Consider the following 25,036-nt stretch of genomic DNA (forward strand, 5'->3'; position numbering starts at 1 on the left):
ATGACTGCTGAAGCCGATGACAGTTTCGAGCTTTTCGACCTCAGGGTCGAGGCCGTCATTCCAGAGGGCAAGCCGATCTACTGCGGCGCCAAAGCCGGCGACTATTTTGAACTCAAGGGCGAAATGCTGTCCCTGCCATCAGGCCAGGGCTTTTCGATTTACTCCATTTCAGCCGTCCTGCCGCTGCTTGCGGCCAAGCAACGCCCAACCCACAAGAACGACTGGATGACCTCAGACGCGGAAATCGCCTGCCCCGACCCGAACTGCGCAAGCAGACTGCGGATCGTCAGAACGGGGAAGCGGCGATTCAGCCATGCCGAAACGACGGCCGTGCCGTTGCCTGAAGGAGAATGAACCGCATGACCGCCAAGACTTTTGAGCTCAGCCCTGGATACAAGATTTCACGCGTCATCCGCGGTGGCTGGCAGCTTGCCGGAGGACACGGCACCATCGATAGCGCCCAGGCCGTGACCGACCTGATCGCCGCCTTCGACGTTGGCATTCGGACCTATGATTGCGCTGACATCTATACGGGCGTCGAGGAGTTGATCGGCGAAGCGCGCGAACGGCTTCGCAACAAGCGCGGCGCCGAAGCTGCAAGCGCGATGAAGGTGCATACGAAGCTCGTGCCTGATCTGGAGAAGCTCGCAACGATCAGCCGCGACTATATTCGCGGCATCGTCGACAAGTCGCTGCGCAAACTGAAGACCGAGCAACTCGATCTGGTCCAGTTTCACTGGTGGGATTATTCCCTGACGGGCTATCTCGAGGCCCTGAGCTGGCTCGATGAAATGCGCCGCGAAGGCAAGGTGCGCAATGTCGGCACGACGAATTTCGACACGCCGCATATTGCTGAGATCCTCACCGCTGGCATCCCTCTGGTCAGTCAGCAGCTGCAGTATTCGGTTCTAGACCAACGCCCAACGCATGGGCTCGCGCAACTGGCAGCCAAAAACGACGTCAAATTCCTCTGCTACGGCTCGGTGGCCGGCGGTTTCCTGAGCGACAAATGGCTGGGGCAGCCTGAACCGGACATGCCACTCGAAAACCGCTCTCTGGTCAAATACAAGCTGATCATCGATGACTTCGGCGGCTGGGACTTGTTCCAATCGCTGCTCGGCGTGTTGAAGGCCATCGGCGATCGCCATGGCGTCGATATCGCCACGATCGCCAGCGCCTGGGTGCTGGAACAGCCGCAGGTCGCCGCCGTCATCGTCGGCGCCCGCAATCAGGCGCATGCGCTCGCTAATGCCAAGATCATGGATATTGCATTCTCGGATGAAGACCGCCAGCAGATCGCCGGCATCATCAGTCAAGGTCCGGGTCTGCAGGGCGACGTCTATACGCTGGAGCGCGACCGCACCGGCAGACACGGTTCGATCATGCACTACAACCTCAATGCGGGGAAGGTATGAGCCAGGAATCGCCCCTCTTTCGGAAGGCCAGCGCCGAGGTCATTGATTTCCATCGCTTCTTCGAAGCCTGGTACGACGCGGCAACCGCCGACGACACCGATTTCAGCCGCTGCGAGCGCGCCTTCGGTCAAGCTTTTCACATGATCCCGCCGACCGGCCGCATCTTCGGCCGCGCTGAAACCATCGAGCTGATCCGGGCAAACCGGGCGAGCTTTCATGGCGATTTCACCATCGAGATTTCGGATATCCGCGTGAGCTTCGAAACCGAGGACGTTATTGTCCTGGCCTATGTCGAAGCCCAGTCCCGCGCCGGCACATATAGCCGTCGTCAGGCGAGCGCGCTTTTCACCGCAAGTTCATCGGCGCCCAACGGCGTCGAATGGCAGCATCTGCATGAAACCTGGCTGCAGATGCCGGAGACCCGACAGGTTCCTAAAAACCAGAAATGAAAATCGTTGACCGAACAAGGGGAACAAAGATGAAGAAGACGATATTTCAAATCACCGCGGCTCTGGCCCTTCTGGCCGCAGCCGGTGCTGCCAATGCCGCCGACTGCAAGGTAACGGTCGGCCTCGTGATGGAACTGACCGGCCCCGCCGGCGAATATGGCCAGGCAGGCGCGAAATCAGTCGAGATGGCCTTTCGCGACATCAACGCCGCCGGCGGCGTTCATGGCTGCGATCTGGCAACAGATACCCGTGACAGCCAGAGCCAGGGCAATGTCGCCGTCGACGCCGCCACTCAGCTCGTGCAGGTCAAGAAAGTGCCGGCCATCATCGGCGGCATCATTTCCTCGGTGACGATCCCGATCCTGACCTCGGTCACCGCACCGGCCAAGATCGTTCAGGTGTCGCCGGCCGCCTCCTCGCCGACGCTGACTTCTCTCGGCCGAGACGGGAAGACCAACGGCATCTTCTTCCGGACCATCACTTCGGATTCGCTGCAGGGCATCGCGGCGGCCAAATATGCGATCGACAAGGGCTTCAAGAAGCTGGCGATCATCCACGTCAACAACGATTTCGGCGTCAACATGGTCGCCGAATTCTCAAAGGCCTATAAGGCGCTCGGCGGCACGATCGTCTCGACGACGCCTTACAATGAGAAGCAGTCGAGCTACGCATCGGAAGTCACCGCCGGCATGGCTGGCAGCCCGGATGGCCTCTATCTCGTCAGCACGCCGGTCGACGGCGCGACCATCGCCCGCACCTGGATCTCGCAGGGCGGGCCGCAGAAGTTCCTGCTCAATGACGGCATGAACAGCCCGGACTTCATCGATTCCGTTGGAGCCGACTACCTCAAGGAAGCCTACGGCACTTCGTCCGGCACGACGCCGACGCCGTCGACCGACTACTTCAACAAGAACTACAAGACGTTCTCCGGCATCGAGCCTTCCAATCCAGCCGCAGACCGCGCCTATGATGCCGGCGCGATCGTCGGTCTTGCTCTGGCCATTACCGGCAACGACACCTCCAAGCTGAAGGAGGCGATCTTTAAGGTCGTCGACCCTAAGGGCACGCCGATCTATGCCGGCAAGGAAGAGTTCACCAAGGCTCTCGGCCTGATCAAGGAAGGCAAGCCGATCCGCTACGAAGGCGTCATCGGGCCGGTTTCCTTCGATCAATATGGCGATATCACCGGTCCCTTCCGCCTTTGGAAGATCGCCGACGGCAAGGTTACGACCGATGGCGAGCTGAAGATGGAAGACGTCTCGGCTCTCAAGGACAAGATCAAGTAAACAGTAATTCTACTCTGAAAAACTGCGAGGCGCACCGATCGGCGCGCCTCGCGTGAAAACATCCTGGCGCAACCCCATCAGCGGCTGACCTGTCGTGATAGCCATCTGGCATAGTTATTGAGAGATCGTCCGCTGATGCCCAGCAGTGCTGCCCGCCCCACCAACCCGACCTTGTGGACGTTGACGGCCGGCCCTGCCCCCGAACTTTCGCGTGACCCGCCTTCCCGTTGCGACGTCGTTGTGATCGGCGGCGGCTTCACCGGCCTGACCGCAGCCCTTCATCTTGCCCGCGCCGGCCGCTCGGTCACGGTCATCGAGGCCGGGCGATTGGGCGCAGGTGCGAGCGGCATGAACGCCGGCTTCGTGGTTCCGAATTTCGCCAAAGTCGACCCGGCTACTGTTCGCCGGAAGCTCGCGCGCGATAAGGCCGACGCCCTGCTGTCACTCGTCGGCGCGGGCGCCGACCAGGTCTTTGCGACCATTGCAGAGGAGAATATTTCCTGCGACGCCGCGCAGACCGGCTGGCTGCAGCCAGCCTATGGCGACGACATGGCAATGATCCTGCGCCAGCGGGCAAAGGATTGGGCGGAACTCGGCCGACCGGTCGAGTTTCTCAACGCCGGCGCTATCCGAGCCGAAACGGGCATGGACATCTACTCAGGAGGATTGCTCGACCATTCCGGCGGCACCATCCATCCATTGAATTATCTCTACGGTCTTGTGCGCGCGGCAACGCAGCGCGGCGGTGTAATCCGCGAGAACAGCACAGTCGGGCGCGTCGTACGAGATGGCGGCGGCTGGCGCGTCGGCTTCGCGGATCACGAAATCGAGACGAATGCTGTTATTCTCGCCACCAACGCCTTTACCGACGGCATAGCCTCGCGCATGGGCCGAACCGGCGTGCCGCTCAGGGTCTATCAGGTGGCAACGAAGCCTATCGATGCCGAGACCGTTGCGCGCATCGCACCGCATCGGCGTCCCGTCGGCGATACGCGCTCCAACCTTTTCACCTACCGGCTCGATCGCAACAACAGGCTGATCAGCGGCGGCATGGCGATCAATCCGATCGGCGCCTTCGAGCGTGTCGGCCGCGCCGTCGTCGACCGGCTCGTATTCGAGCTCCGATTGCCGCGCCATCCGGATATCGAGATCGTCTGGACCGGAACGGCAATCATGACGCCGGATTTCCTGCCGCGCCTCTATCGGTTCGGCGAAGGTTTCTTCGGAGGTATCGGCTGTAACGGCCGCGGCATAGCCATGACGGCGCAACTCGGCCGGACCCTTGCGAGACTGGCACTGGGCGAACCGATGGAGTCTCTGCCGATCCCGCTCCAATCGAGCCGACCGCTGCCGTTTCATGGGTTCACGCCCTTCGTCGCATCGCTTGCTCTGGCGCATGCCCGCTTTGAAGACTGGCGTACCGGACGCCGTTAGCGGGCAAGCGGAGCCAATCATCAATCATGTCGGCAGCAATTGCCCATTAAGTCTATAGATAAAGAAATTAAGAAGCGGCCGCATCCGCAAAAACGAAATGCCTTTTCTCGCGACTGGGCTTTGAATGCTGCATCGTGCGCGAAATGAAATCGGAGCCCGCCCATGAACGCGCAATTGCATCACATCAACACCAAGCAGCCTGAGGCGGCCTTGCTTGAGAGCGAGCAACATGCGCTCGCCGTCGCGCAGGAGTTTGCCGCACGCTTTGCCGCGACCGCCTCGGAGCGAGACAGCGAAAGGCTGCTTCCGTTTGACGAGATGGATGCGCTATCGCAATCCGGCCTGCTCGCGATTACCGTCCCGGAAGAATATGGCGGGCTGGACGTTTCGAATGCAACGCTGGCAGAGATCACCGCGATCCTGGCGCAGGCCGATGGTTCGATCGGGCAGATCCCGCAGAACCATTTCTATATTCTCGAGGCTCTGCGCATCGACGGTTCTGAAGATCAGAAGCGCTACTTCTTCAGTCGCGCTTTGGCGGGCGATCGTTTCGGCAATGCGCTGTCCGAGCGCGGCACGAAAACAGTCGGGCACTACAATACCCGCATCACTCGCGACGGTCCCGGCTATCGTATCAATGGCCGCAAGTTCTATTCGACAGGCGTTCTCTTTGCCGATTGGATCACCGTCTTCGCGCTGGATGAGGCCGATAAGCTGGTCATGGCTTTCGTTCCAAAGGGTACTGAAGGTGTCGAAATCGTCGATGACTGGGATGGTTTCGGGCAACGCACCACCGGTAGCGGCACCACGGTCCTCAACAATATCTATGTGAACGCCGACCATGTCGTCCTCCACCACAAGGGCTTCGAGCGGCCGTCGACGATCGGCTCGGTCGGTCAGATCATCCATGCCGGCATCGATCTCGGCATTGCCAGAGCCGCCTTTGCCGAGACGCTGGATTTCGTGAAGGCCAAGGCGCGTCCCTGGATGGATAGCGGCGTCGAGCGCGCTAGCGACGATCCGCTGACAATCGCCAAGATCGGCCAGATCGCCATCCGGCTGGAAGCGGCAACCGCGACCATCGAGCGTGCCGGACGCAAGGTCGATGCGGCGCAGGTCGAAACGACGGAGAAGAGAGTGGTCGAGGCAACGCTGGCCGTTGCGGCCGCCAAGGTGCTGACGACGGAAATCGCCATCGAGGCGACGAATACGCTGTTCGAACTGGCCGGAACGGCCTCGGTCAAGCTCGACCTCAATCTCGATCGCCACTGGCGCAATGCCCGTACACATACATTGCACGACCCCGTCCGCTGGAAATATCACGTCGTCGGCAACTATCACCTGAACGACGTCATCCCGCCGAAGAACGGCGCGCTCTGACGGAGACCTAAACGAGGCCTCGCCGACCGGCAGGAATGAATGGCCATCGGCATGAGAAAACGGCTTGAAAGCATCTGGGCGCTCTCAAGCCGCTATCTTTGGGTATTTGGCGTCAGTGGGCTTCCGCAGGGACGAGCGGAACTTCCGCACCCTTGGCGTCATAGAGCCTGCCATTCAGGAAATGGTCGCCATCATGGAGAACGGCGATGTCCTGATACCGGATCAGGCGCTCAGTTCCGGCGACAAACACCGACTGCTGATCCGAATTGCCAGCCGTCAAGTGGTTGAACAGCAGGTTTAGCGTTATTGCCATCAATGCTGCCGAGCTGATGCCGGAGTGGAAAATGGTGATGATCCATGCCGGAAAATGCTCATAGAAGGTCGGCGACGCGATCGGGATCATCCCGAAGCCAGTGGAAGTCGCCACGATGATGAGATTCATATTGTTCTCATAATCGACCTTGGCGAGGGTCCTGATCCCGCTGGCAGCCACCGTCCCGAACAGGACGAGGCCCGCTCCGCCGAGGACCGAGCTTGGAACCGCGGCCACGACACGGCCCACGACCGGCAGCAATCCCAGGGCAACGAGAAAGAGCCCGCCGGTTGCGACGACAAAGCGGCTCTTGATCCCGGTGACCGCGACGAGACCCACATTCTGCGCAAAGGCGCTTTGCGTGAAGGAGCCGAAGACGGGAGCCAGGATACTGGACAGCATGTCCGCGCGCAAACCATCGCCGAGCCGGCGTGCATCGACCTTGGTTCCGACGATCTCGCCGACAGCAAGGATATCCGCGGAGGTCTCGACCAAGATCACCATGATGACGATGAACATCGAGATGATCGCCGCTGCGTCAAATATCGGATAACCGAAGTGGAAAATCTGCGGCAAGGCGACGAAAGGCCCGTTCGCCACGCGCGAGAAATCGGTCATGCCAAGCGCATAGGCAATGGCTGTTCCGATGACGATGGCAAGCAGGATCGAGAGCCTCGATATGGCTGCGCTGCCCACTTTGCTGAGCAGCAGGACGATCGCGAGCGTCACGGCGGCTAACAGAATGTTGGCCTGGCTGCCGAATTCCGGTGCGCTCCTGTTGCCGCCCATGGCCCAGCCCGCTGCAACCGGCATGAGCGTGAGCCCGATGGTCGTGATAACGATGCCAGTGACGAGCGGCGGAAAGAAGCGGGTGATGCGCGAAAAGACCGGCGTGATGGCAAGCCCGATGAATGAGGCTGCGATGACGGCGCCAAGGACAACCTGGATACCACCATGTCCGGTGATGGCAATCATCGTCGCGACGCCGGAAAAGGACACACCCTGCACGAGAGGGAGGCGGCTGCCGAAGAAAGGGATTCCGATCGTCTGCAGGATCGTCGCCAGGCCTCCGGCAAACAGTGACGCCGTTACGAGCAGAGCGATGTCGGTCGGCGCAAGGCCCGATGCCTGGCCGATGATCAGGGGAACGGCTACGATGCCGCCATACATTGTGAGAACATGCTGAAGGCCGTAGGCCAGATTTGCGCCAAGACTGAGCTTTTCATCTTCCGGGGATAAGTGGGCGGTCGTTTCCTCTGCGGTTACTGCCAAGGTAATCTCCTCCATACCTTTGCGTTTCTCATTTCCTCCAAATGAGAAACGCAGACTACGGCGTCCGACCTCGGATGACTTTATAGAAAAATGCGAAACACCTTATGAAAGACACCGTTCCGCATACCGATACCCGATTGGGATGTCAGCGGGTGTCAACAGCCCCGGCGGCCTAGCTGTAGAGGCTGACCTCCGGGATCTTGCCGTTGAGAACGAATTCTCCGACTTCCTTGGCCTTGTAAAAGACAGGGTCGTGCAAGGTATGGGTCCGGACATTGCGCCAGAAACGGTCGAATCGGTATTTTTCGGCCGTCGAGCGCGCGCCGGTGAGTTCGAAAACGCGCGATGTGATATCCAGCGAGACATGCGTGGCATTGACCTTGGCGGCATAGGCCTCGGCAGCAGCCTCGCCGCGTTCACGCGCGGTTGCCTTGTGTCCTTTCGCAAGAGCAGCCTGAACGGTCGCCGCAGCACTGTCGGCCAGAGCGGCGGATGCCTTCAGCGCAGCGGTGAATTCGCCAACCCGCTCAAGAATGTAGGGGTCGTCTGCTGCCTGTTCGACACCAGAAGTCACCCACGGCCGCGTCGTCGTCCGCACATAGTCTATAGCCTGCTGCAGTGCGCCTTCGGCCGTACCGAGATAGAAATTCACAAAGACCAGCTGAATGAGAGGGGTGTTGAAAGTCGCAAGAACAGGCGCCTCCCCGCCAATCGACGCCGCCTTATCCAGATCCTCCTCGTAGACAGGGAAATCATGGAATTCAACGCTACCGCTGTCGGAAAGACGCTGGCCGAAATTGTTCCAATCGTCATTCGCCTTGTAACCAGGCCGGTTGGTCGGAACGGCAAAGCCTACGATCTTGTCATCGAGCGCGGCGTTGGCGTTGATGTAATCGGAGACATGAGCAGCGGTGGAGAAGGACTTGCGGCCGTTCAGAACATAGCCGTTGCCGCGGCGCGTCAAGACAAGGCCCGGATCACGCGGATTGACGGCAGCACCCCAATAGAGGCTGTTGGCAACGGTCTTGCTGCCGAGCTCCTGCGCCCGCGCCTCGTCGAAGGCCCAATAGACATATTGGCTGTTGACATAGTGGTAGCCGAGAAGTTGCCCGATAGAGCTTTCGCCGCGCGCCAGAATGCGCACCAGCCGCAGGCCATCCACCCAATCGAGACCGCCGCCACCGACCTGCTGCGCGTGCAAGACATTCAACAAGCCCGCATTCTTCAGCTTGACGATTTCGCCGAGGGGCGGCTGACCTTCACGATCAAGCTCTGCGGCGTGCTTCGAAAGATCTGCGGCAATCTCTTCCGCTTTGGCAAAAAGATCTTCTCGCGTGGTGTTTCGACTGGTTGCGAAGACGACGTTGGACTGGCTCATGATGTGAACTCCGGTTCTTTAGTGTGATCCGGCGGACGCCTACGCGCCCGCCGATAGATCGAGATCGGCAGCCTAGAAAAGCTTCTGCGGTATCCAGCTCGCAGTCACCGCGTCGCTGGCATTGAAGGCCGGAACCTTCTGTGCAAGTTCCTCGATCGTTTTAACGCCGGCGGCGCGCAATCCCTCCTGGGTCAAGAGCGTCGGTTTGACGGTGATCTGATGTGGAACCTCCTGCCCTGCAACCTGCAAGGCTGCGGCTCGGATGGAGACGGCGCCGACAACGGCCGGATTGGTCGCGACCGTCGCAACCCAGGGGCTGCCAGGCTCGGTGATCTCCTGGATATCGGCAGTCGAGACATCAGCCGAATAGATCTTCAGCTTGTTCACGATGCCGAGATCCGTCGCGGCAAGCTTCACGCCGCGGGCGAATTCATCATAGGGGGCGAAGATGACGCCGATGTCGGGATTAGCCGTCAGCGCCGCCTTGGCCTGATCGGCCGTCGAGGTTGCCGTCGTATCGCTGACATTGCCGAAGCGCGCCTTTTCGACGACGCCGGCATTCTGCTTCTTGAACGTCTCCCAGACCTCGTTGCGCCGGTCGAGCGGCGCAAAGCCGGCAACATAGACATAGCCTGCCTTGAAGCTATCGCCATTGTCCTTGAGTGCCTGTTTCAAGGCGAGCTCGGCAAGCTCATGATCGCTCTGCTCGACTTGCGGGATCTTCGGGTTGTTGAGATTGACGTCGAAAGCGACGACCTTGATGCCCTTGTCTAGCGCCTGCTGAACGACATCGCCGAGCGATTCCGGCAGACCGTGGTCAATGACAATCGCGGAGACACCGAGATTGATCGCCTGCAATATCTGTTCACGCTGCGCGGCTGCGTCCTGACGACCGGGAAAGACACGCAGGTCGATATCAAGCGCCTTGGCCTGGGCTTCGGCCCCTGCCTGATAGGCCTGAAAGAAGTCACCGGCGGAAATGTAGCTGACCAGCGCAACCTTCACGCCACCCTTGTCAAAGGGTGCGGGAGCACCGTTCACTCCACCGGCCATTGCCGTGTGGGTCAATAGAAAGGGAATGGCGGCGGCTGACAGGGCAAGCCGTAGAAGGGACTTCATCGTAGCGAACCTCGCAATCAATCTGGAGCGCCGTCTGACGGAACATCCCGCGACGCATACAATTATTAGATATAAACTCTATGTTTTTAGTAGATTAAATCATCTGATTTTGGCGAGCTTCGGAGATTCTTTGTTCGTCGGGCGAAGCCTTGGCGGCAAGCGCTTACCTCGAAAACAAGCAGCGTACAGAGGCTGGTGTGCGCAGATGGCGGGCAACTACCTAGTCCGCTGCGGTAATTATCTGGAAACACCGATCTGTACGCATGACCAACGGCTCATGGAAATTCCCCACTCCGATGCGGTTTTGGAAAATTGTTTCTCTTTAAACATTAAAATCTATCTATTTTATAGCCTATTGGCTTTGTGGATTGCTGGAGAGGATGCTTCATGACCAACGGAAACACGACCGGCCTTGGACGTCGGGATATTTTAAAACTGACCGCCGCCGGCGCAGCATTGGCGACCGCCGGGCTTATCTCGAACAAGGCAGCGGCAGCTGACGATGCCCTGTCCCTAAAAGGCAAGCGTATCGCCATCAGCGCAACCGGAACCGATCACTATTTCGATCTGCAGGCTTATAACGCCCAGATCGAAGAGGTGAAGCGGTTGGGCGGCACGCCGATCGCAGTCGATGCCGGCCGTAACGACGGCAAGCTGGTATCGCAACTGCAGACGCTGATCGCGCAGAAGCCGGACGCGATCGTCCAGATTCTCGGCACGCTGAGCGTCATCGATCCCTGGCTGAAGAAGGCGCGCGATGCCGGCATCCCCGTGTTGACAGTCGATGTCGGCTCCACCAATTCGATCAACAACACCACGTCAGACAATTGGGGTATCGGCAAAGATCTGGCGTTGCAGCTCGTGTCGGATATCGGGGGCGAGGGCAACATTGTCGTCTTCAACGGCTTCTACGGCGTGACACCCTGCGCGATCCGCTACGATCAGCTCGTCAACGTCGTCAAATACTTCCCGAAGGTGAAAATCATTCAACCGGAACTTCGGGATGTCATTCCCAACACGGTTCAGGACGCCTTCACCCAGATCACCGCGATCCTCAACAAATATCCGGAAAAGGGTTCGATCAAGGCGATCTGGTCGGCCTGGGATATTCCCCAGCTCGGCGCCACCCAGGCGCTTGCCGCCGCCGGCCGCACGGAAATCCGCACCTATGGTGTCGACGGAAGCCCGGAAGTGCTGCAGCTGGTTGCCGATCCAAACTCGCCGGCAGGAGCAGACGCCGCCCAGCAGCCGGCGGAAATCGGCCGCACGGCCATCCGCAATGTCGCCAAGCTGCTGGCGGGACAGACGCTACCGCGTGAGACTTACGTGCCCGCACTCCTCGCCAACAAAAGCAATGTTGCCGACATCGTCAAAAAGCTCGGCATTGGCTGACATCTAAATCGGCGATGCGGCTTTAGCCACATCGCCCGCTTAATGCGAGGGCCTTTTCCAATGACAGCAACCGAGCCAGCGTTTGCCGCTGACAACAAAGAACAGGTTGTCCGCTTTGACCGCGTCGTTAAGCGTTTTGGCGGCGCGCAGGCATTAGCCGGCGCCTCGCTGACCGTACGACGCGGCACCGTGCATGGGCTTGTCGGGCAGAATGGCGCCGGCAAATCGACGTTGATCAAGCTTCTCGCCGGCTTGCATAGGCCGGATGAAGGCCGCATCGAAATCGAGGGCCGGCAATATGATCGGCTGACGCCGCATCTGTGCGAAGAACTCGGCATTCATTTCATCCACCAGGACCGGTTACTGGTCCCCACCTTTACGGTGGGCGAGACGCTATTCCTCGGCAGGGAGCTGCGCCTCGCCGGCACTCCCTTCCTCGATCGCCGCGCGATGCAACGCCGAGCTGAAGAGATCCTCGCCAATTATTTCGGAGTGGATTTGCCGCGGAATGCCTTGATCAGCGAGCTTTCGACAGCTGAGCAGCAGATCGTTCAGATCACCCGGGCGCTGCTGCACCAGCCGAAGCTCCTCGTCTTCGACGAGCCGACGGCTGCTTTGGTGCGGCAGGAGGCAGATATGCTTTTCTGCCTAATCCGCCGCCTGCGCAGCGAAGGCGTGACCATCATCTATATCTCGCATTATCTCAACGAGATCGAGGCGCTGTGCGATGACGTGACGGTGCTACGCAACGGCGTCGATGTCGCCTCTCTGCCCATGAGCGAGACGTCTGCCAATGGGATAGCAACCCTGATGGTCGAGCGTGATATCGGGGAGATGTTCCCGAAGCGGCAGGTGGAATTCGGCGCCGAAATCCTAAAGGTTCGCAATCTCTCCGCAGCCAACCGCTTCCACGATGTCAGCTTCACGCTGCACCGCGGCGAAATCCTCGGCATCACCGGGCTGCTCGGCTCCGGGGCGAAGGATCTGGTGCGGACGCTCTTCGGACTGCAGGCAGCGACAAGCGGAGAGATCGATATCGAGACGCAGGCCTTGAAGCCCCGCAGTCCGGTGGAAGCCGTCAATCATCAACTAGCGCTGGTGCCGGAGGATCGTCGCGGCCACGGCGTCGGCCTCGATCTCAGCGTGCGCGAGAATATCACGCTGTCGAGCCTTTCCCGCTACACGCGCTTCGGCTTTCTCAACCGCAAACGCGAGACAAGCGATACCGACGATCTGATCAAGCGTCTGCAGATCAAGACAGCTGGGCGCGAAGCCCTGGTCCGCACGCTTTCGGGCGGCAATCAGCAGAAGGTGGCAATCGCCAAATGGCTGAGCCGCCAATCGGAAATCTATCTGCTCGACGAGCCGACCGTCGGCGTCGATATCGGTTCCAAGGTCGAGATCTATTCGCTTATCGGCGAGCTTGCCACCCGCGGCGCCGGCGTCATCGTGCTGTCGTCGGATCTACCCGAACTCGTCGGCATTACCGACAGGATCCTCGTCCTGTTCCGCGGCCGCCTGGCGCGCGAACTGATCTCCTCACAGACCACAACGGATGAAGTGCTGTCGGCATCGACCGGCGCCGTGGAAGGATTGCGCCATGTCGGCTGATGTCCAGTTTGCCTCCCTCCCCCAGGCTGCGCGCAAGCCCGCGCTGCCTTCAAGCGGCAAGCTCGCCGCCGCAACCCTGCGCTTCGGCTCGCTGCTCGCCTTCCTGTCGATCCTGGTGATTTTTGCGCTGACCGCACCCTACTTCCTGAGCGTCGGCAATATCGGCAATGTACTCGGCCAATCGGCCATCTCCGGCGTCCTTGCCATCGGCCTGACGATCGTGTTGATCGCCGGAGGCTCAAATGTGGTCACAGGCGGCATCGATCTATCGCTTGCCGCCAATATGGGCCTGTGCGCCGCGGTTTACGCAACGCTGATCCAGCTGGGCTTCAACGACCTTGCAGCAGGCGCGGGTGCGCTTGCCGCAGGATTGGCGATCGGCGTCGTCAACGCTCTGGCGATCGTGCTGGCGGGTATCGTGCCCTTGCTGGCGACGCTTGCCGTGATGAATGTTGTCGCCGGTCTGGAGCTGGTCCTGACCCAGAATACTGTCCTTCCCGCTGCGACAAATTTCCTGACCACGCTTTCCGCATCGGACGGCTTCGGCATCCCTGTCCTCGCCTACATGCTGATCGGCTTCACGATCATTGCCGCTGCCATCGTGCAATATACCCCACTCGGTCTACGGCTCTACGCCGTCGGCGAATTTCCCGAAGCGGCGCGGGCTGCCGGGCTTCCATTGAAGAAACTGGTCGCGGGCGCTTTCGTCGCCAGCGGGCTTTGCGGCGGGATCGCCGGCATCCTGTCGGTATCCTATCTCAGCGGCAGCACGACCGGCTCCGGCGAAATGCTGCTTCCCGTGGTCGTAACCGCCCTGCTCGGCTCGGTCTTCTCGCGCCGTCTGGTGCCGACGATTGGCGGAACGCTGATCTCGACCCTGTTTATCGGCTTCCTCATCAACGGTTTCCAGCTTCTGAACCTGCCGAGCACGCTGGTAAGCGGCGTTCAGGGCCTGCTGATCCTGATCGTTGTCTCGGCGACCACCTTGCTGCGCAAACGGGAGATCTGATCGTGTCCACCGCCGTTGCTTCAGGGCGACCTCTCGCCGGCCTTGCCCGCTATGGCCTCATCATCGCGCTTGTCGCCGTCTTTTCGCTGTTCTCTACAGTCGCGCCGACGTTCCTCAGCGCCGGCAATCTGCAGAGCATTCTCGTCAACAACTTCACGCTGCTCGCCATCGTCTCGATCGCCATGACCTTTGCCGTTGCCGCCGGTGGCATCGATCTTTCGGTTGGCACTGCCGTCGATTTTGCAAGCTTTGCTTTCGTCTCGACCATTTTGGCCGGCGCGCCCGTGCCGCTGGCGGCTCTGGCCGGGCTCGGCGCAGGGGCGTTGGTCGGCTCGTTCAACGCGGTTTTGATTTCAGGCATCGGCGTATCGCCATTCCTGGCAACGCTCGGGACGCTGTTCATCGGCCGCAGCATCCAGCAGCTACTGACGGGTGGTGGCAATCCGGTCTATCTACCGCCCTCCGGCGTTCCCGAGGCATTTCGATTTATCGGGCACGGAACGATCGGCAACATTCCCGTACCGCTCCTGATCGCAGCCGTCATCATCGCCGCGGCCGCGTTGCTCTTTGCGCGGATGCGCTTCGGGCGCGTGGTTCTGGCAATCGGCATCCAGCCGCGCACCGTGCGCTATTCGGGAATTGCGCTTCGGGCGCATGTTGCCGCCACCTTCATTCTCGCCGGTATCACAGCCGCCTTTGCCGGCCTGATCCTGACAGCGACGGTGACGGTCTATATCCCCTCCTCCGGCAACGGCTTCATGCTGAACGCGATTGGCGCCACCTTCATTGGCACGACCTTCTCGCCGCTTGGCCGACCGAACGTCGCTGGCACGGTACTCGGCGTTCTGCTTCTGAGCATCGTCGCCAATGGCCTGCTGCTGACAGGCCTGAACTTCTACTGGCAGCAGGTCGGCACCGGTCTGCTGATCTTCGCCGTGCTCGCCTTCAGCTTCGTCAACAAGAAAGCCGTCGGCGCCTGAGCGCCGGCTGATCGAAATCATGCAGGAACAGCAAAGATGACCCGTCAAATCAGGCTCAACGCCTTCGACATGAACTGCGTAGGACATCAGTCACCCGGGCTTTGGCGCCATCCGCGCGACAAATCCTGGACCTACAAGGACCTCGATTATTGGGTCCATCTGGCAAAGACACTGGAGCGCGGCAAGTTCGACGGGCTCTTTATCGCCGACGTGCTCGGGGTCTACGACGTGCTGAACGGCAATGTCGACGCGGCGCTGCGCCATTCCGCGCAAGTACCGGTCAACGACCCGCTGCAGCTCATTCCGACAATGGCCCATGAGACCGAGCATCTCGGCTTCGGCCTGACTGCGTCGCTCTCCTTCGAGCATCCCTACACCTTCGCACGGCGCATCTCGACGCTCGACCATCTGACCAAGGGGCGGGTCGGCTGGAACATCGTCACCTCCTATTTGAACAGCGGCGCGCTCAACATCGGCCAATCGGCGCAGACGCAGCACGATGACCGCTACGGCCTGGCGGAGGAATATCTCGAAGTCTGCTACAAGCTCTGGGAAGGCAGCTGGGAAGACGATGCCGTCATCCGCGACCGTGAGAAGGGCATTTTCACGCGGCCGGAGAAGGTTCACCCGATCCGCCATTCCGGGAAGCATTTCACCGTCCCCGGAATTCATTTGAGCGAGCCGTCGCCGCAGCGCACGCCGGTGCTCTATCAGGCGGGCTCGTCCAGCCGCGGCAAGGATTTCGCCGGTGCGCATGCGGAATGCATCTTCGTGGCGGCACCCTCCAAGGCGGTGCTGAAGCGCTATGTCGCCAATGTTCGCGAAGCCGCCGAGCGCGCCGGTCGCAATCCCCGCGAGATCCTCTCCTTCAACCTGCAGACCGTGATCCTCGGCGAGACCGACGCCGAAGCACAGCGCAAGTTCAACGAATACCGCCAGTACGTCTCCCTCGAAGGTGCGCAGGCGCTGATCTCGGGCTGGACTGGCATCGACTTGGGCCAGTTCTCTCCTGACGAAGTCCTTCGCCACCGCTATACCAACGCGGTTCAATCTGCCGTCGAGACTTTCACCACGATCGACCCGAGCAAGCAATGGACCGTGCGCGAGATGGCGGATTGGGTCGGCATCGGCGGCTTCGGCCCGGTCTTTGTTGGATCACCACAGACCGTTGCCGACCTCATGCAGGAATGGATCGAAGATACCGATGTCGACGGCTTCAACCTGGCCTATGCCGTGACGCCCGAAAGCTTCGAAGACGCGGTTGACCTTCTGGTGCCTGAATTGCAGAAGCGCGGCGCCTATAAGAGCGACTATAAAGCGGGAACGCTACGCGAAAAACTCGGCGGTAGCGGCCCACGGCTGGCCGCGCCGCACCCGGCAGCGGGCTATCGCAATCTTCGTGATGTCGTTGCACGGGCTTCTTAGGCTCGGCTCTATGACCGGCTTCGGCAGCTTTCAGAGCTCAGGCAAAAGGCTCTGAAAGCATCGCCTCGAGATCGGCCCTCGCCCGGGGCGATAGATAGGGGCGCAGCAGGCTCGCGACCTGGCTCAGCCCCCAATGAACATGCTGCGGGCCGAGATCGTGAACGCCTTCCTGCAGTCCCAGATAGACGGCCCAATAGGTCGAGACGATCCACATATTCGTCAGCAGCGTTTTGCGGTCCTCCGCAGCGACGCTGATCAGATCGGCATCTTCCATTCGCCGAAAAATGACGTCGACGGAAAGACGCATGCCACCACTGACCATCAGGATCGGCGCTCTCAAGCCCGGTGCGATTGCCAGCAGGCCCGGAATGTCGCGAAACAAGAAGCGATGGATCCAGACGAGCGAGAACCATTTGCGCAGAAAGCCGGCATAGGCTTTCGAATCCGCTCCCTGAACGGCCTCGGCTTCCTTGACCAGCGTTAACGCGTCGGCCTCGAAACGGGAAAACAGGGCCAGCACCAGAGATTCCTTGGTGCGGAAATGATAATAGAGATTGCCCTGATTGATGTGGACGGCTTTTGCAATCTCGGCCGTTGTCACCGCCTCCGGGCCTTTCTGATTGAAGAGCGACAGCGTCGAGGCAAGGATCCGTTCGCGCGTGCTGGGTTGCGCCACCGGGTCCGTTCTCTTGCCTTTGTTGTCCGACACGCTCATTACCCTCTTGAAGCTCTAAGGCATTCACCTTATTTCTCTAAGGCAAATACCTTAAAATCGATCTACAGGCATTTGCAGCGCTGGACAAGGAGACTGAAGGATGAATGCAAGCGTCAACACGGCTGATCTGGCGCCAAGCGAATTTCCGCTTACGCCGCGCTCGATGCCGCGTGTGCTCCTTTCGTTGATCCGCAACCCCCTTGATGCGCTACCGCCCCAGATCTTCGAAGAGCCGTTCGTTTTCACGCGGATGGCCGGAAAACTGCGGGTCTATCTCGCCGATCCCGAACTGATCTATCAGACGCTCGTCCGCAATTCCGATGCGCTCGGCAAGGGCGAAGATGTCCGTCGTCTGCTCGGCCCGGCGCTGGGCGATGGCATCCTGACCTCCGACGGTGCGCATTGGAAATGGCAGCGTCAATCCGTGGCCGGCGCCTTTCGCCACGAAAAGCTGGTGGAACTTCAACCAGCCATGATCGCGGCCGCCGAACGCAGACGCGATCTCTGGCTTACGCACAAAGGCAGCTCCCTCGACCTCTGTCAGGAAATGATGCGCACGACCTTCGACATTATCGTCGAAACGATGATGTCGGGCGGCGACGGCATCGACGTCGACAAAGTCGAGCGCAACATCACCAACTATCTCAAGCCGACCGGCTGGAAATTTGCTCTAGGACTGCTCGGCGCGCCCGATTGGATGCCTTACCCCGGCAAGGAGAAGGCAAAGGCGGCCGTAACCTTCCTGCGTGCGACGCTCGCCAAGGTAATTGCCGAACGGCGGCGCAGCGGCATCGAACGCAGCGACCTTGTTTCCATGCTGCTGAGTGCAGCCGATCCGGAGACGGATCGCATGATGAATGATGAGGAGATCATCAACAATTTGATGACCTTCATCACTGCAGGACACGAAACGACGGCGCTCGGCCTAGCCTGGACGCTGCATCTTCTCGCCCGTCATCCGGATTGCCAGGCCCGGCTCTTCGACGAGATCGTCAGGGTGACCGATGGCGGCCCGCTGCTTGCCGTGCATGTCGGCAAACTCACCTATGCCAGACAGGTCTTTTCCGAATCCATGCGGCTTTACCCGCCGGCACCGGTCATATCGCGCATGGCCGTGCGCGAATTCACCCTTGGCGCCTATGCAATCCCAGTCGGCACGATCCTCTATGTCCCGATCTATGCCGTGCATCGCCACGCCGCCCTATGGGAGGACCCGCTCGTCTTCGACCCCGAGCGCTTTGAGCCCGAGGCGGCAAAAAACCGCCATCGCTTTGCCTTCATGCCCTTCGGCGCTGGGCCGCGCGTATGCATCGGCAACGGCTTTGCCATGATGGAAGCCGTCGCGATCCTCGCTGTCCTACTTCAGAAGTTCCGTGTGACCGGCGCGAGCGAGCCCTCGCCCAAGCCGGTCATGAAGGTCACATTGCGGCCGATGCATCCTTTGCCGATCAATCTGATCGCGCGATAGACGAACCGGCCTCTTACTCTGCCTCAGGCCGAAAACGCGGGAAACCGTCCCGTCTCAGCCGCCCCAGGTCTGTTCGAGCACGCGGACCCAGTTTTCATGAGCGATCTTTGCAAGCGCCTGATCGTTGAAACCATGCGCGCGCAGGGCGTCGATCAGCTTCCGCAGGCCGGCGGCATCGCCGAGCGCCTGCGGAATGGTTGTGCCGTCGAAATCGGAGCCGAGGGCGACATGTTCGATACCGATCCGATCGGCGATGTAAGCGACGTGACGCACGAGGACATCCAGCGGCGTATCCGCGTTCTTCACCCCATCATCGCGCAGGAACAGCACACCGAAATTGATGCCGACCAGACCATTCGTCTCACGGATCGCATCGAGCTGCTTGTCCGTCAGATTGCGGCTGTGCGGGCAGAGCGCATGCGCATTGGAATGCGAGGCGACGAGCGGCGCGTTCGATAGCCTAGCGATATCCCAGAAGCCCTTCTCGTTCATATGCGAGAGATCGATCATGATCCGCAGCTCGTTGCAGGCGCGGATCAGATCCTTGCCGGCGTCGGTCAGGCCGGCGCCGATATCCGGCGTCGAGTTGAAGCGGAAAGGCACGCCGTGGGCAAAGACATTCGACCGGCTCCATACGGGGCCGAGCGAACGCAGGCCGGAATGATGAAGAACATAGAGCGCGTCGAGATCTGCTCCGATCGCTTCCACGCCTTCGATGTGAAGAACAGCGGCAAATCGGCCCTCTGCGATCGAGCTGCGAATGTCGGCGGCCGAGCGGCAAACCTTCACCGCACCATCCGACTGAGCTTCGATCGCAAAAAGGAGCCGGGCCATCGCCAGGGTTTCGTTCAGCGCGTCGGGCTGCGAAGGCGTTGCAAAATCGACGTTTTCGGCACGAGGCTGATCCGGAGAAGGGACAAATATCGCGCAGAGCCCGCCGGCGAGGCCGCCACGGCGCGCGCGCGGCAGATCGATATGCCCGGCGGTCTCGCCCTGCAAAAAGGCGTTGACGGAATTCGAGCCGCCACGGCGCAACCGCAGCAACACATCATTATGGCCATCAAAGACGGGAACTAGCGAAGATTGGGTCATATCTCATTCCAAAATTGTTATTGATACCTGCCTAGGCAAGCTTGCCTGGCCGAGCAAATGCAAACCGCGCATAGGCTCTGCGAAAAACGGAATTAGTCGCTCGCAAGTGGCGCTGTTAAAGAACCGGGCGAAAATACGATAGCGGCCGAGCCGTGCCAAGCCTTGTCTGCTTGCCACTGAGCTTCTGCCGTAAGAGTGAAAGGGGATTTCGCATGGTTTCCAGACGCCAGTTTCTCATGGGCAGCGCAACGCTGCCGTTCCTGTCCTATCTCGATCTTGCAGAATCGGCATTTGCCGCGACGCCGAAAGATGTACTCGTCGTTGCCCAGCAGCTCGATAATATGACGAGCCTCGACCCGCATGAAAGCTTCGAAGCCGTCGGCGGCGAAGTGATCAGCAACATGTACCAGAAGCTGGTGCGCCCGAACACCGATGATCCCTCTAAGGTCGATCCGGTGCTGGCCGCATCGTGGGCTGCCGATGCGGATAGCAAGGTCTTTACCTTCAAGCTTGCCAAGGCAAGCTTTGCAAGCGGCTCTCCTGTCACGACCGAAGATGTCGCCTTCTCGCTGCACCGCGCGATCAAGATGAACAAGGGTGCGGCCTTCATCATCAATCAGTTCGGCTTCACCGCCGAGAACGTTGAAAGCCGCATCATCGCCAAGGATGCTGAAACGCTGACGCTGACGACCGAAAAGCCCACCGCGATCGCCTTCCTGCTCTATTGCCTGTCGGCCAATATCGCCGCCGTGGTCGAGAAGAAGGTCGTGCTGGCTAACGAGGCGAATGGCGACATGGGCAACGCCTGGCTGCAGAAGAACAGCGCCGGCTCCGGCAGCTTCCAGCTGCAGTCCTGGAAGGCAAGCGAAGCCATATCGCTGACCCTCAATCCGCATGGTCCCTACAAGGGCAATCTGAAGCGCGTCATCCTGCGCCACGTCGCCGACCCGGCTTCGCAGCTGCTGATGCTGAAGAAGGGCGATGTCGATATCGCCCGTGACCTCACCTCCGAGCAGCTGCGCACCATCCAGAACGACGCCGATTTCACGCTCGTCACCAAGAGCATCGCCGGGTTGGTCTTGATCTCGCTCAATCAGGGCGTGCCGAATTTGGCAAAGCCGCAGGTCTGGCAGGCCGTGAAGTGGGCGCTCGACTACAAGGGCATGCAGGAAAACATCGTGCCTTTGACCCACAAGATCCACCAGAGCTTCGAGCCGGAAGGCTTCCCGGCAGCGATCAGCGACACGCCGTTCCAGAAGGATGTGGCAAAGGCGAAGGCACTGATGGCCGAAGCCGGCCTCGCAGACGGTTTCGACGTGACGATGGATCACTACGCCGCCCAGCCTTATCCGGACCTCGCTCAAGCGATCCAGGCAAACCTTGCCGAAATCGGCATTCGCGTGAAATTGCAATCGGCCGAAAACCGTCAGGTGCTGACGAAGATGCGGGGCCGCCAGCACGAGATGGCGCTTTCTGCCTGGGGCACCGATTACTTCGATCCGAACTCCAACGGCGAAGTCTTCACCATCAACAAGGACAATTCCGACGACGCAAAGAGCAAGCCGTTCCTGTGGCGGTCGCGCTACAAAAACGACGATTTCGCCGCCAAGGCGGAAGCCGCGCGCGACGAGAAGGATCCGGCCAAGCGCATCGCTCTCTATGAAGAGCTGCAGCGCGAGCACATGCAAAACAGCCCCTTCGCATTCATGTTCCAGACGGTGAAGACCGCGGCGTGCCGCAAGGCCGTATCCGGCTTCCAGCTCGGTGCTCTTTCGGAAGCTAATTCCTATCAGGAGACCAGCAAGGCTTGACCCGTCGGATCAAATCCTTCTCCGCCATTCTGAGCAGCGTCGTCCTGACGCTGCTCGGACTGTCGATCGTCACCTTCCTCATCGGCCGCGTTATGCCGGTCGATCCGGTCATAGCCGCCGTCGGCGACAATGCGCCCGAGGCTGTGGTCACACGCGTGCGGGCGGAAATGGGCCTTGATCAGCCCCTTCCCGTGCAGTTCCTGCATTATCTGAACCAGCTTCTCCATGGTGACCTCGGCATGTCGGTTCTGACCAAGAACCCGGTGTCGCAGGATATTGCCCGCTTCTTCCCGGCAACCTTCGAGCTGGCGACCGCAGCCCTTATTCTTGCCGCGATCATCGGCATTCCGCTCGGCGTCTGGGCTGCCGTGCGGCAGGGAACCATCACCGATCAGGCGATCCGCGTCGTCTGCCTCGCCGGCCACTCCATCCCGGTCTTCATGCTCTCCCTCATCTCGCTGCTGGTCTTCTATTCGGCGCTCGGCATCGCGCCCGGGCCTGGGCGGCAGGACATCATCTATGACGGCATGATTACGCCGGTTACCGGGCTGCTTTCCGTCGATACGCTGCTTGCCGGCGATCTCGGTGCTTTCTGGGATGCGCTCGCCCATATGGCGCAACCGGTCTGCATCCTCGCCTATTTCAGCATGGCCTATATCGCCCGCATGACACGCGCCTTCATGATCGATGCCCTGAAGGGCGAATTCGTGATCACCGCGCGCGCCAAGGGCCTGTCGCTCAGCCGCGTCATCTGGGGGCATGCCTTCCCGACTGTCGCCGTGCAACTGGTGACGGTGCTGGCATTGACCTATGCCGGCTTGCTGGAAGGCGCCGTGGTAACCGAAACGGTCTTTTCCTGGCCCGGTATCGGTCAGTATCTGACCGCCTCGCTCATGAACGGTGACATGAATCCGGTTATCGGCACCACCCTGCTGATCGGCATCATCTATGTGGGGCTTAACCTCATCGCCGATCTTTTCTATCGCCTGCTCGACCCAAGGGTGCGCTGATGCTTGCAACCTTTCGCAATTGGGCACTCGACGAGTCCCCCACTTCCAGACGCCAGGCAGCCTGGGGCGATCGCTATCGCATCTGGCTCGGATTGAAGGGCAATGCCCTCGGCATGATCGGCCTTTCGATCATCGTGCTGTTCATCCTGCTTGCAATTTTCGCGCCGTGGCTTGCCACGCATGATCCCGCTGCCCAGGATCTGGCAAACCGGCTCGCGCGTCCGAGCGCTGCTCATTGGCTCGGCACGGACGAACTCGGTCGCGACATCTACTCCCGCCTGCTTTATGGCGGTCGAGTCACCCTCGGCATGGTCATTGCCGTCGTCGTGCTCGTCGCGCCGATCGGTCTCGCCATCGGCTGCATCGCCGGCTATTTCGGCGGCGTGGTCGATACGGCGCTGATGCGCCTGACCGACATCTTCCTCGCCTTTCCCCGCCTGGTGCTGGCACTTGCCTTCGTGGCGGCCCTAAAGCCCGGCGTGGAAAGCGCCGTGCTTGCGATCGCGCTCACCGCCTGGCCCCCCTATGCCCGACTGGCTCGTGCCGAAACGATGACCGTGCGTGGCGCCGATTTCATCGCCGCCTATCGCCTGACGGGCGCCTCCTCCTGGCGCATCATCATGCGGCATATCGCGCCGCTCTGCATGCCCAGCCTGATCGTTCGCGTTACGCTTGACATGAGCTCCATCATCATCACCGCAGCCAGCCTCGGCTTCCTCGGCATGGGCGCTCAGCCGCCTTCGCCGGAATGGGGCGCGATGATCGCAACGGCCAAGCGCTTCATCTTTGAACAATGGTGGGTCGCAACGATCCCCGGCATCGCCATCTTCCTCGTCTCGCTCGCCTTCAATTTCCTGGGCGACGCGCTGCGCGACGTGCTCGACCCGAAGGGGAACTGATCCATGCTGGTCGAGATCGAAAATCTGCGCATCGGCTTCAAGACGCGCACCGGTTTTGCTCCTGCGGTCAAAGGCGTTTCACTGCGCCTTGGCGCCGAGAAGCTCGGCATCGTCGGCGAAAGCGGCTCCGGCAAGAGCTTGACCGCACGCGCACTGATGAAGCTTTTGCCAAGGCAGACCCGCATCGAAGCCGACAAGCTCGCCTTCGACGGCATCGACATCCTGTCCGCCAGCGAAAAGCAGATGCGCACCATCCGTGGCAAGCGGGCAGGCTTCATCCTTCAGGATCCGAAATATTCGCTGAACCCCGTCAAGACCATCGGCAATCAGGTTGCCGAGTCATGGCGCACACACAAGGGCGGCAACCGCCGGGAAGCAGCAGAAGCCGCCGCCAATCTGCTCGAGCAGGTCAAGATCCGCAATCCGAAGACCGTCGCCGCCTCCTATCCGCATGAAGTCTCAGGCGGCATGGGTCAGCGCGTCATGATCGCCATGATGCTGGCGCCGGACCCCGAACTACTCATTGCCGACGAACCGACAAGCGCGCTGGATGCGACCGTGCAGGCCGAAATCCTGCGGCTGATCGAGGAGCTCGTCTCCGAGCGCTCCATGGGGCTGCTGCTCATCAGCCACGACCTGCCGCTCGTCTCGCACTTCTGCGACCGGGTCGCGGTCATGTATTCCGGGCGCGTCATGGAGGAACTCAAGGCTTCCGAGCTGCTTTCCGCCGCTCATCCCTATACGCGCGGCCTGCTGAACTGCATTCCTTCGCTTACCCATCCTAAGGAACGGCTTCCCATTCTCGAGCGTAACCCGGAGTGGTTGAAATGACGATAGAGATCGATAATCTGCGTATCCGCTTCGGCGAGCGCGAAGTCGTCAAGGGCGTTTCCTTCCAGGTGGAAGAGGGCGGTAGCTTCGGCATCGTCGGCGAAAGCGGCTCGGGCAAATCGACCGTATTGCGCGCGATGGCCGGCTTGAATACCAGCTGGCTGGGGCGCATCGCCTTCAACGGCGAAGCCGCGCCGCAGCATCGAACCCCGGATTTCTTCCGCAAGGTGCAGATGGTCTTCCAGGACCCTTATGGCTCGCTGCATCCGCGCCAGACCATCGACCGCATCCTGAGCGAGCTGCCGCTCGTTCACCGCATGGGCGACATCGATCGGCGCATCGCGTCAGCGCTTTCCGATGTCGCCCTGCCCCAAAGCGCCCGTTTCCGCTATCCGCACCAGCTCTCGGGCGGCCAGCGGCAACGCGTCGCCATCGCCCGCGCGCTGATCGCCGAACCGAAGATCCTGCTGCTCGACGAGCCGACCAGCGCGCTCGATGTTTCCGTCCAGGCCGAGATCCTCAACCTGCTTTCCGATCTGCGTGCAGAGCGGAAGCTTACCTATGTGATGGTCAGCCACAATCTCGGCGTGATCGCCCACCTCTGCACCCGGGTCGGTGTCATGATCGATGGTCAGATGGTCGAACAGGTTTCGGCCGAGAATCTGCGCCGTGGCAATGTCGCCCACCCTCACACCCAGGAACTGCGCCGTCTGAGCATCGAGTTCGAGGAAGCGGAACCAGTCTAAT

22 protein-coding genes are annotated in these 25,036 nt (G+C 60.5%); 17 read left to right on the forward strand and 5 right to left on the reverse strand.

What is annotated here, in order from left to right; genetic code table 11:
• The 6 genes from GA0061102_RS04290 to GA0061102_RS04315 all read left to right on the forward strand — a co-directional run bounded on the left by GA0061102_RS04290 (position 1) and on the right by GA0061102_RS04315 (position 5,964).
• Positions 1-354, forward strand: a complete 354-nt coding sequence (locus tag GA0061102_RS04290; protein ID WP_092844376.1) for a TIGR04076 family protein — start codon at positions 1-3, stop codon at positions 352-354.
• 5 nt (positions 355-359) lie between these two features.
• Positions 360-1,415, forward strand: a complete 1,056-nt coding sequence (locus GA0061102_RS04295) for an aldo/keto reductase (protein ID WP_092844767.1) — start codon at positions 360-362, stop codon at positions 1,413-1,415.
• Positions 1,412-1,864 carry a DUF4440 domain-containing protein gene (locus GA0061102_RS04300; RefSeq protein WP_092844378.1) on the forward strand — a complete coding sequence of 151 codons (453 nt, stop codon included), beginning with the start codon at positions 1,412-1,414 and terminating at the stop codon, positions 1,862-1,864. Before GA0061102_RS04295 ends, GA0061102_RS04300 begins: the two co-directional genes overlap by 4 nt.
• Before the next feature lie 29 nt (positions 1,865-1,893).
• Positions 1,894-3,150 (forward strand): ABC transporter substrate-binding protein, encoded by a 1,257-nt coding sequence (locus tag GA0061102_RS04305; protein WP_092844380.1) that lies wholly within the window; start codon positions 1,894-1,896, stop codon positions 3,148-3,150.
• Positions 3,151-3,285: 135 nt separating this feature from the next.
• On the forward strand, positions 3,286-4,584 hold the full coding sequence (locus tag GA0061102_RS04310) for an NAD(P)/FAD-dependent oxidoreductase (protein WP_092844382.1): 1,299 nt from the start codon (positions 3,286-3,288) through the stop codon (positions 4,582-4,584).
• Between the two features lie 162 nt (positions 4,585-4,746).
• The gene (locus GA0061102_RS04315; protein ID WP_092844384.1) at positions 4,747-5,964 is read left to right on the forward strand and encodes an SfnB family sulfur acquisition oxidoreductase; all 1,218 of its coding nucleotides are present in this window, start codon (positions 4,747-4,749) and stop codon (positions 5,962-5,964) included.
• A 112-nt stretch (positions 5,965-6,076) separates the two neighbouring features.
• Here GA0061102_RS04315 and GA0061102_RS04320 read toward each other — a convergent pair whose 3' ends face one another.
• From GA0061102_RS04320 to GA0061102_RS04330, 3 genes are all read right to left on the reverse strand, one after another.
• Positions 6,077-7,549 (reverse strand): nucleobase:cation symporter-2 family protein, encoded by a 1,473-nt coding sequence (locus tag GA0061102_RS04320; RefSeq protein WP_092844769.1) that lies wholly within the window; start codon positions 7,547-7,549, stop codon positions 6,077-6,079.
• A gap of 172 nt (positions 7,550-7,721) precedes the next feature.
• Positions 7,722-8,927 carry an acyl-CoA dehydrogenase family protein gene (locus GA0061102_RS04325; RefSeq protein WP_092844386.1) on the reverse strand — a complete coding sequence of 402 codons (1,206 nt, stop codon included), beginning with the start codon at positions 8,925-8,927 and terminating at the stop codon, positions 7,722-7,724.
• A gap of 72 nt (positions 8,928-8,999) precedes the next feature.
• Positions 9,000-10,046 carry a substrate-binding domain-containing protein gene (locus tag GA0061102_RS04330; RefSeq protein ID WP_092844388.1) on the reverse strand — a complete coding sequence of 349 codons (1,047 nt, stop codon included), beginning with the start codon at positions 10,044-10,046 and terminating at the stop codon, positions 9,000-9,002.
• Between the two features lie 387 nt (positions 10,047-10,433).
• Here GA0061102_RS04330 and GA0061102_RS04335 point away from each other — a divergent pair, with 387 nt between their 5' ends.
• The 5 genes from GA0061102_RS04335 to GA0061102_RS04355 are packed head-to-tail and all read left to right on the forward strand — an operon-like array spanning position 10,434 to position 16,463.
• Entirely contained in the window at positions 10,434-11,438 is a 1,005-nt protein-coding gene (locus GA0061102_RS04335) for a sugar ABC transporter substrate-binding protein (RefSeq protein WP_092844390.1), read from the forward strand.
• 60 nt (positions 11,439-11,498) lie between these two features.
• Positions 11,499-13,049 (forward strand): sugar ABC transporter ATP-binding protein, encoded by a 1,551-nt coding sequence (locus tag GA0061102_RS04340; RefSeq protein ID WP_092844392.1) that lies wholly within the window; start codon positions 11,499-11,501, stop codon positions 13,047-13,049.
• Positions 13,039-14,058 (forward strand): ABC transporter permease, encoded by a 1,020-nt coding sequence (locus tag GA0061102_RS04345; RefSeq protein WP_092844394.1) that lies wholly within the window; start codon positions 13,039-13,041, stop codon positions 14,056-14,058. Before GA0061102_RS04340 ends, GA0061102_RS04345 begins: the two co-directional genes overlap by 11 nt.
• A gap of 2 nt (positions 14,059-14,060) precedes the next feature.
• Positions 14,061-15,038, forward strand: coding sequence for an ABC transporter permease (locus tag GA0061102_RS04350; RefSeq protein ID WP_092844396.1), 978 nt, complete (start codon positions 14,061-14,063; stop codon positions 15,036-15,038).
• Positions 15,039-15,074: 36 nt separating this feature from the next.
• Positions 15,075-16,463: an LLM class flavin-dependent oxidoreductase gene (locus tag GA0061102_RS04355; protein WP_092844398.1), complete on the forward strand. Its 1,389-nt coding sequence runs from the start codon at positions 15,075-15,077 to the stop codon at positions 16,461-16,463.
• A 37-nt stretch (positions 16,464-16,500) separates the two neighbouring features.
• Here GA0061102_RS04355 and GA0061102_RS04360 read toward each other — a convergent pair whose 3' ends face one another.
• The gene (locus GA0061102_RS04360; protein WP_092844771.1) at positions 16,501-17,172 is read right to left on the reverse strand and encodes a TetR/AcrR family transcriptional regulator; all 672 of its coding nucleotides are present in this window, start codon (positions 17,170-17,172) and stop codon (positions 16,501-16,503) included.
• A 106-nt stretch (positions 17,173-17,278) separates the two neighbouring features.
• Between GA0061102_RS04360 and GA0061102_RS04365 the strand changes: the two genes are divergently transcribed.
• Positions 17,279-18,646, forward strand: coding sequence for a cytochrome P450 (locus tag GA0061102_RS04365; protein WP_092844400.1), 1,368 nt, complete (start codon positions 17,279-17,281; stop codon positions 18,644-18,646).
• Between the two features lie 54 nt (positions 18,647-18,700).
• On the opposite strand, the gene GA0061102_RS04370 is transcribed toward GA0061102_RS04365, so the two are convergent.
• A complete protein-coding gene (locus GA0061102_RS04370) occupies positions 18,701-19,738 on the reverse strand; it encodes a dipeptidase (RefSeq protein WP_092844402.1) in 1,038 nt (345 codons plus the stop codon).
• Between the two features lie 212 nt (positions 19,739-19,950).
• Between GA0061102_RS04370 and GA0061102_RS04375 the strand changes: the two genes are divergently transcribed.
• From GA0061102_RS04375 to GA0061102_RS04395, 5 genes are read left to right on the forward strand one after another with little or no spacing between them, the layout of a single operon-like run.
• Positions 19,951-21,549, forward strand: a complete 1,599-nt coding sequence (locus tag GA0061102_RS04375; protein WP_092844404.1) for an ABC transporter substrate-binding protein — start codon at positions 19,951-19,953, stop codon at positions 21,547-21,549.
• Entirely contained in the window at positions 21,546-22,559 is a 1,014-nt protein-coding gene (locus GA0061102_RS04380) for an ABC transporter permease (RefSeq protein ID WP_092844406.1), read from the forward strand. The genes GA0061102_RS04375 and GA0061102_RS04380 overlap by 4 nt, the downstream gene beginning before the upstream one ends.
• Positions 22,556-23,458, forward strand: a complete 903-nt coding sequence (gene nikC / locus GA0061102_RS04385; RefSeq protein WP_092844408.1) for a nickel transporter permease — start codon at positions 22,556-22,558, stop codon at positions 23,456-23,458. Before GA0061102_RS04380 ends, nikC begins: the two co-directional genes overlap by 4 nt.
• Before the next feature lie 3 nt (positions 23,459-23,461).
• Entirely contained in the window at positions 23,462-24,289 is an 828-nt protein-coding gene (locus GA0061102_RS04390; RefSeq protein WP_092844410.1) for an ABC transporter ATP-binding protein, read from the forward strand.
• Positions 24,286-25,035 (forward strand): ABC transporter ATP-binding protein, encoded by a 750-nt coding sequence (locus tag GA0061102_RS04395; RefSeq protein WP_092844412.1) that lies wholly within the window; start codon positions 24,286-24,288, stop codon positions 25,033-25,035. Before GA0061102_RS04390 ends, GA0061102_RS04395 begins: the two co-directional genes overlap by 4 nt.
• Position 25,036: the final 1 nt, after the last annotated feature.

Origin of the sequence: Martinezella miluonensis (assembly GCF_900094545.1) — a bacterium.
Taxonomy (GTDB): domain Bacteria; phylum Pseudomonadota; class Alphaproteobacteria; order Rhizobiales; family Rhizobiaceae; genus Rhizobium; species Rhizobium miluonense.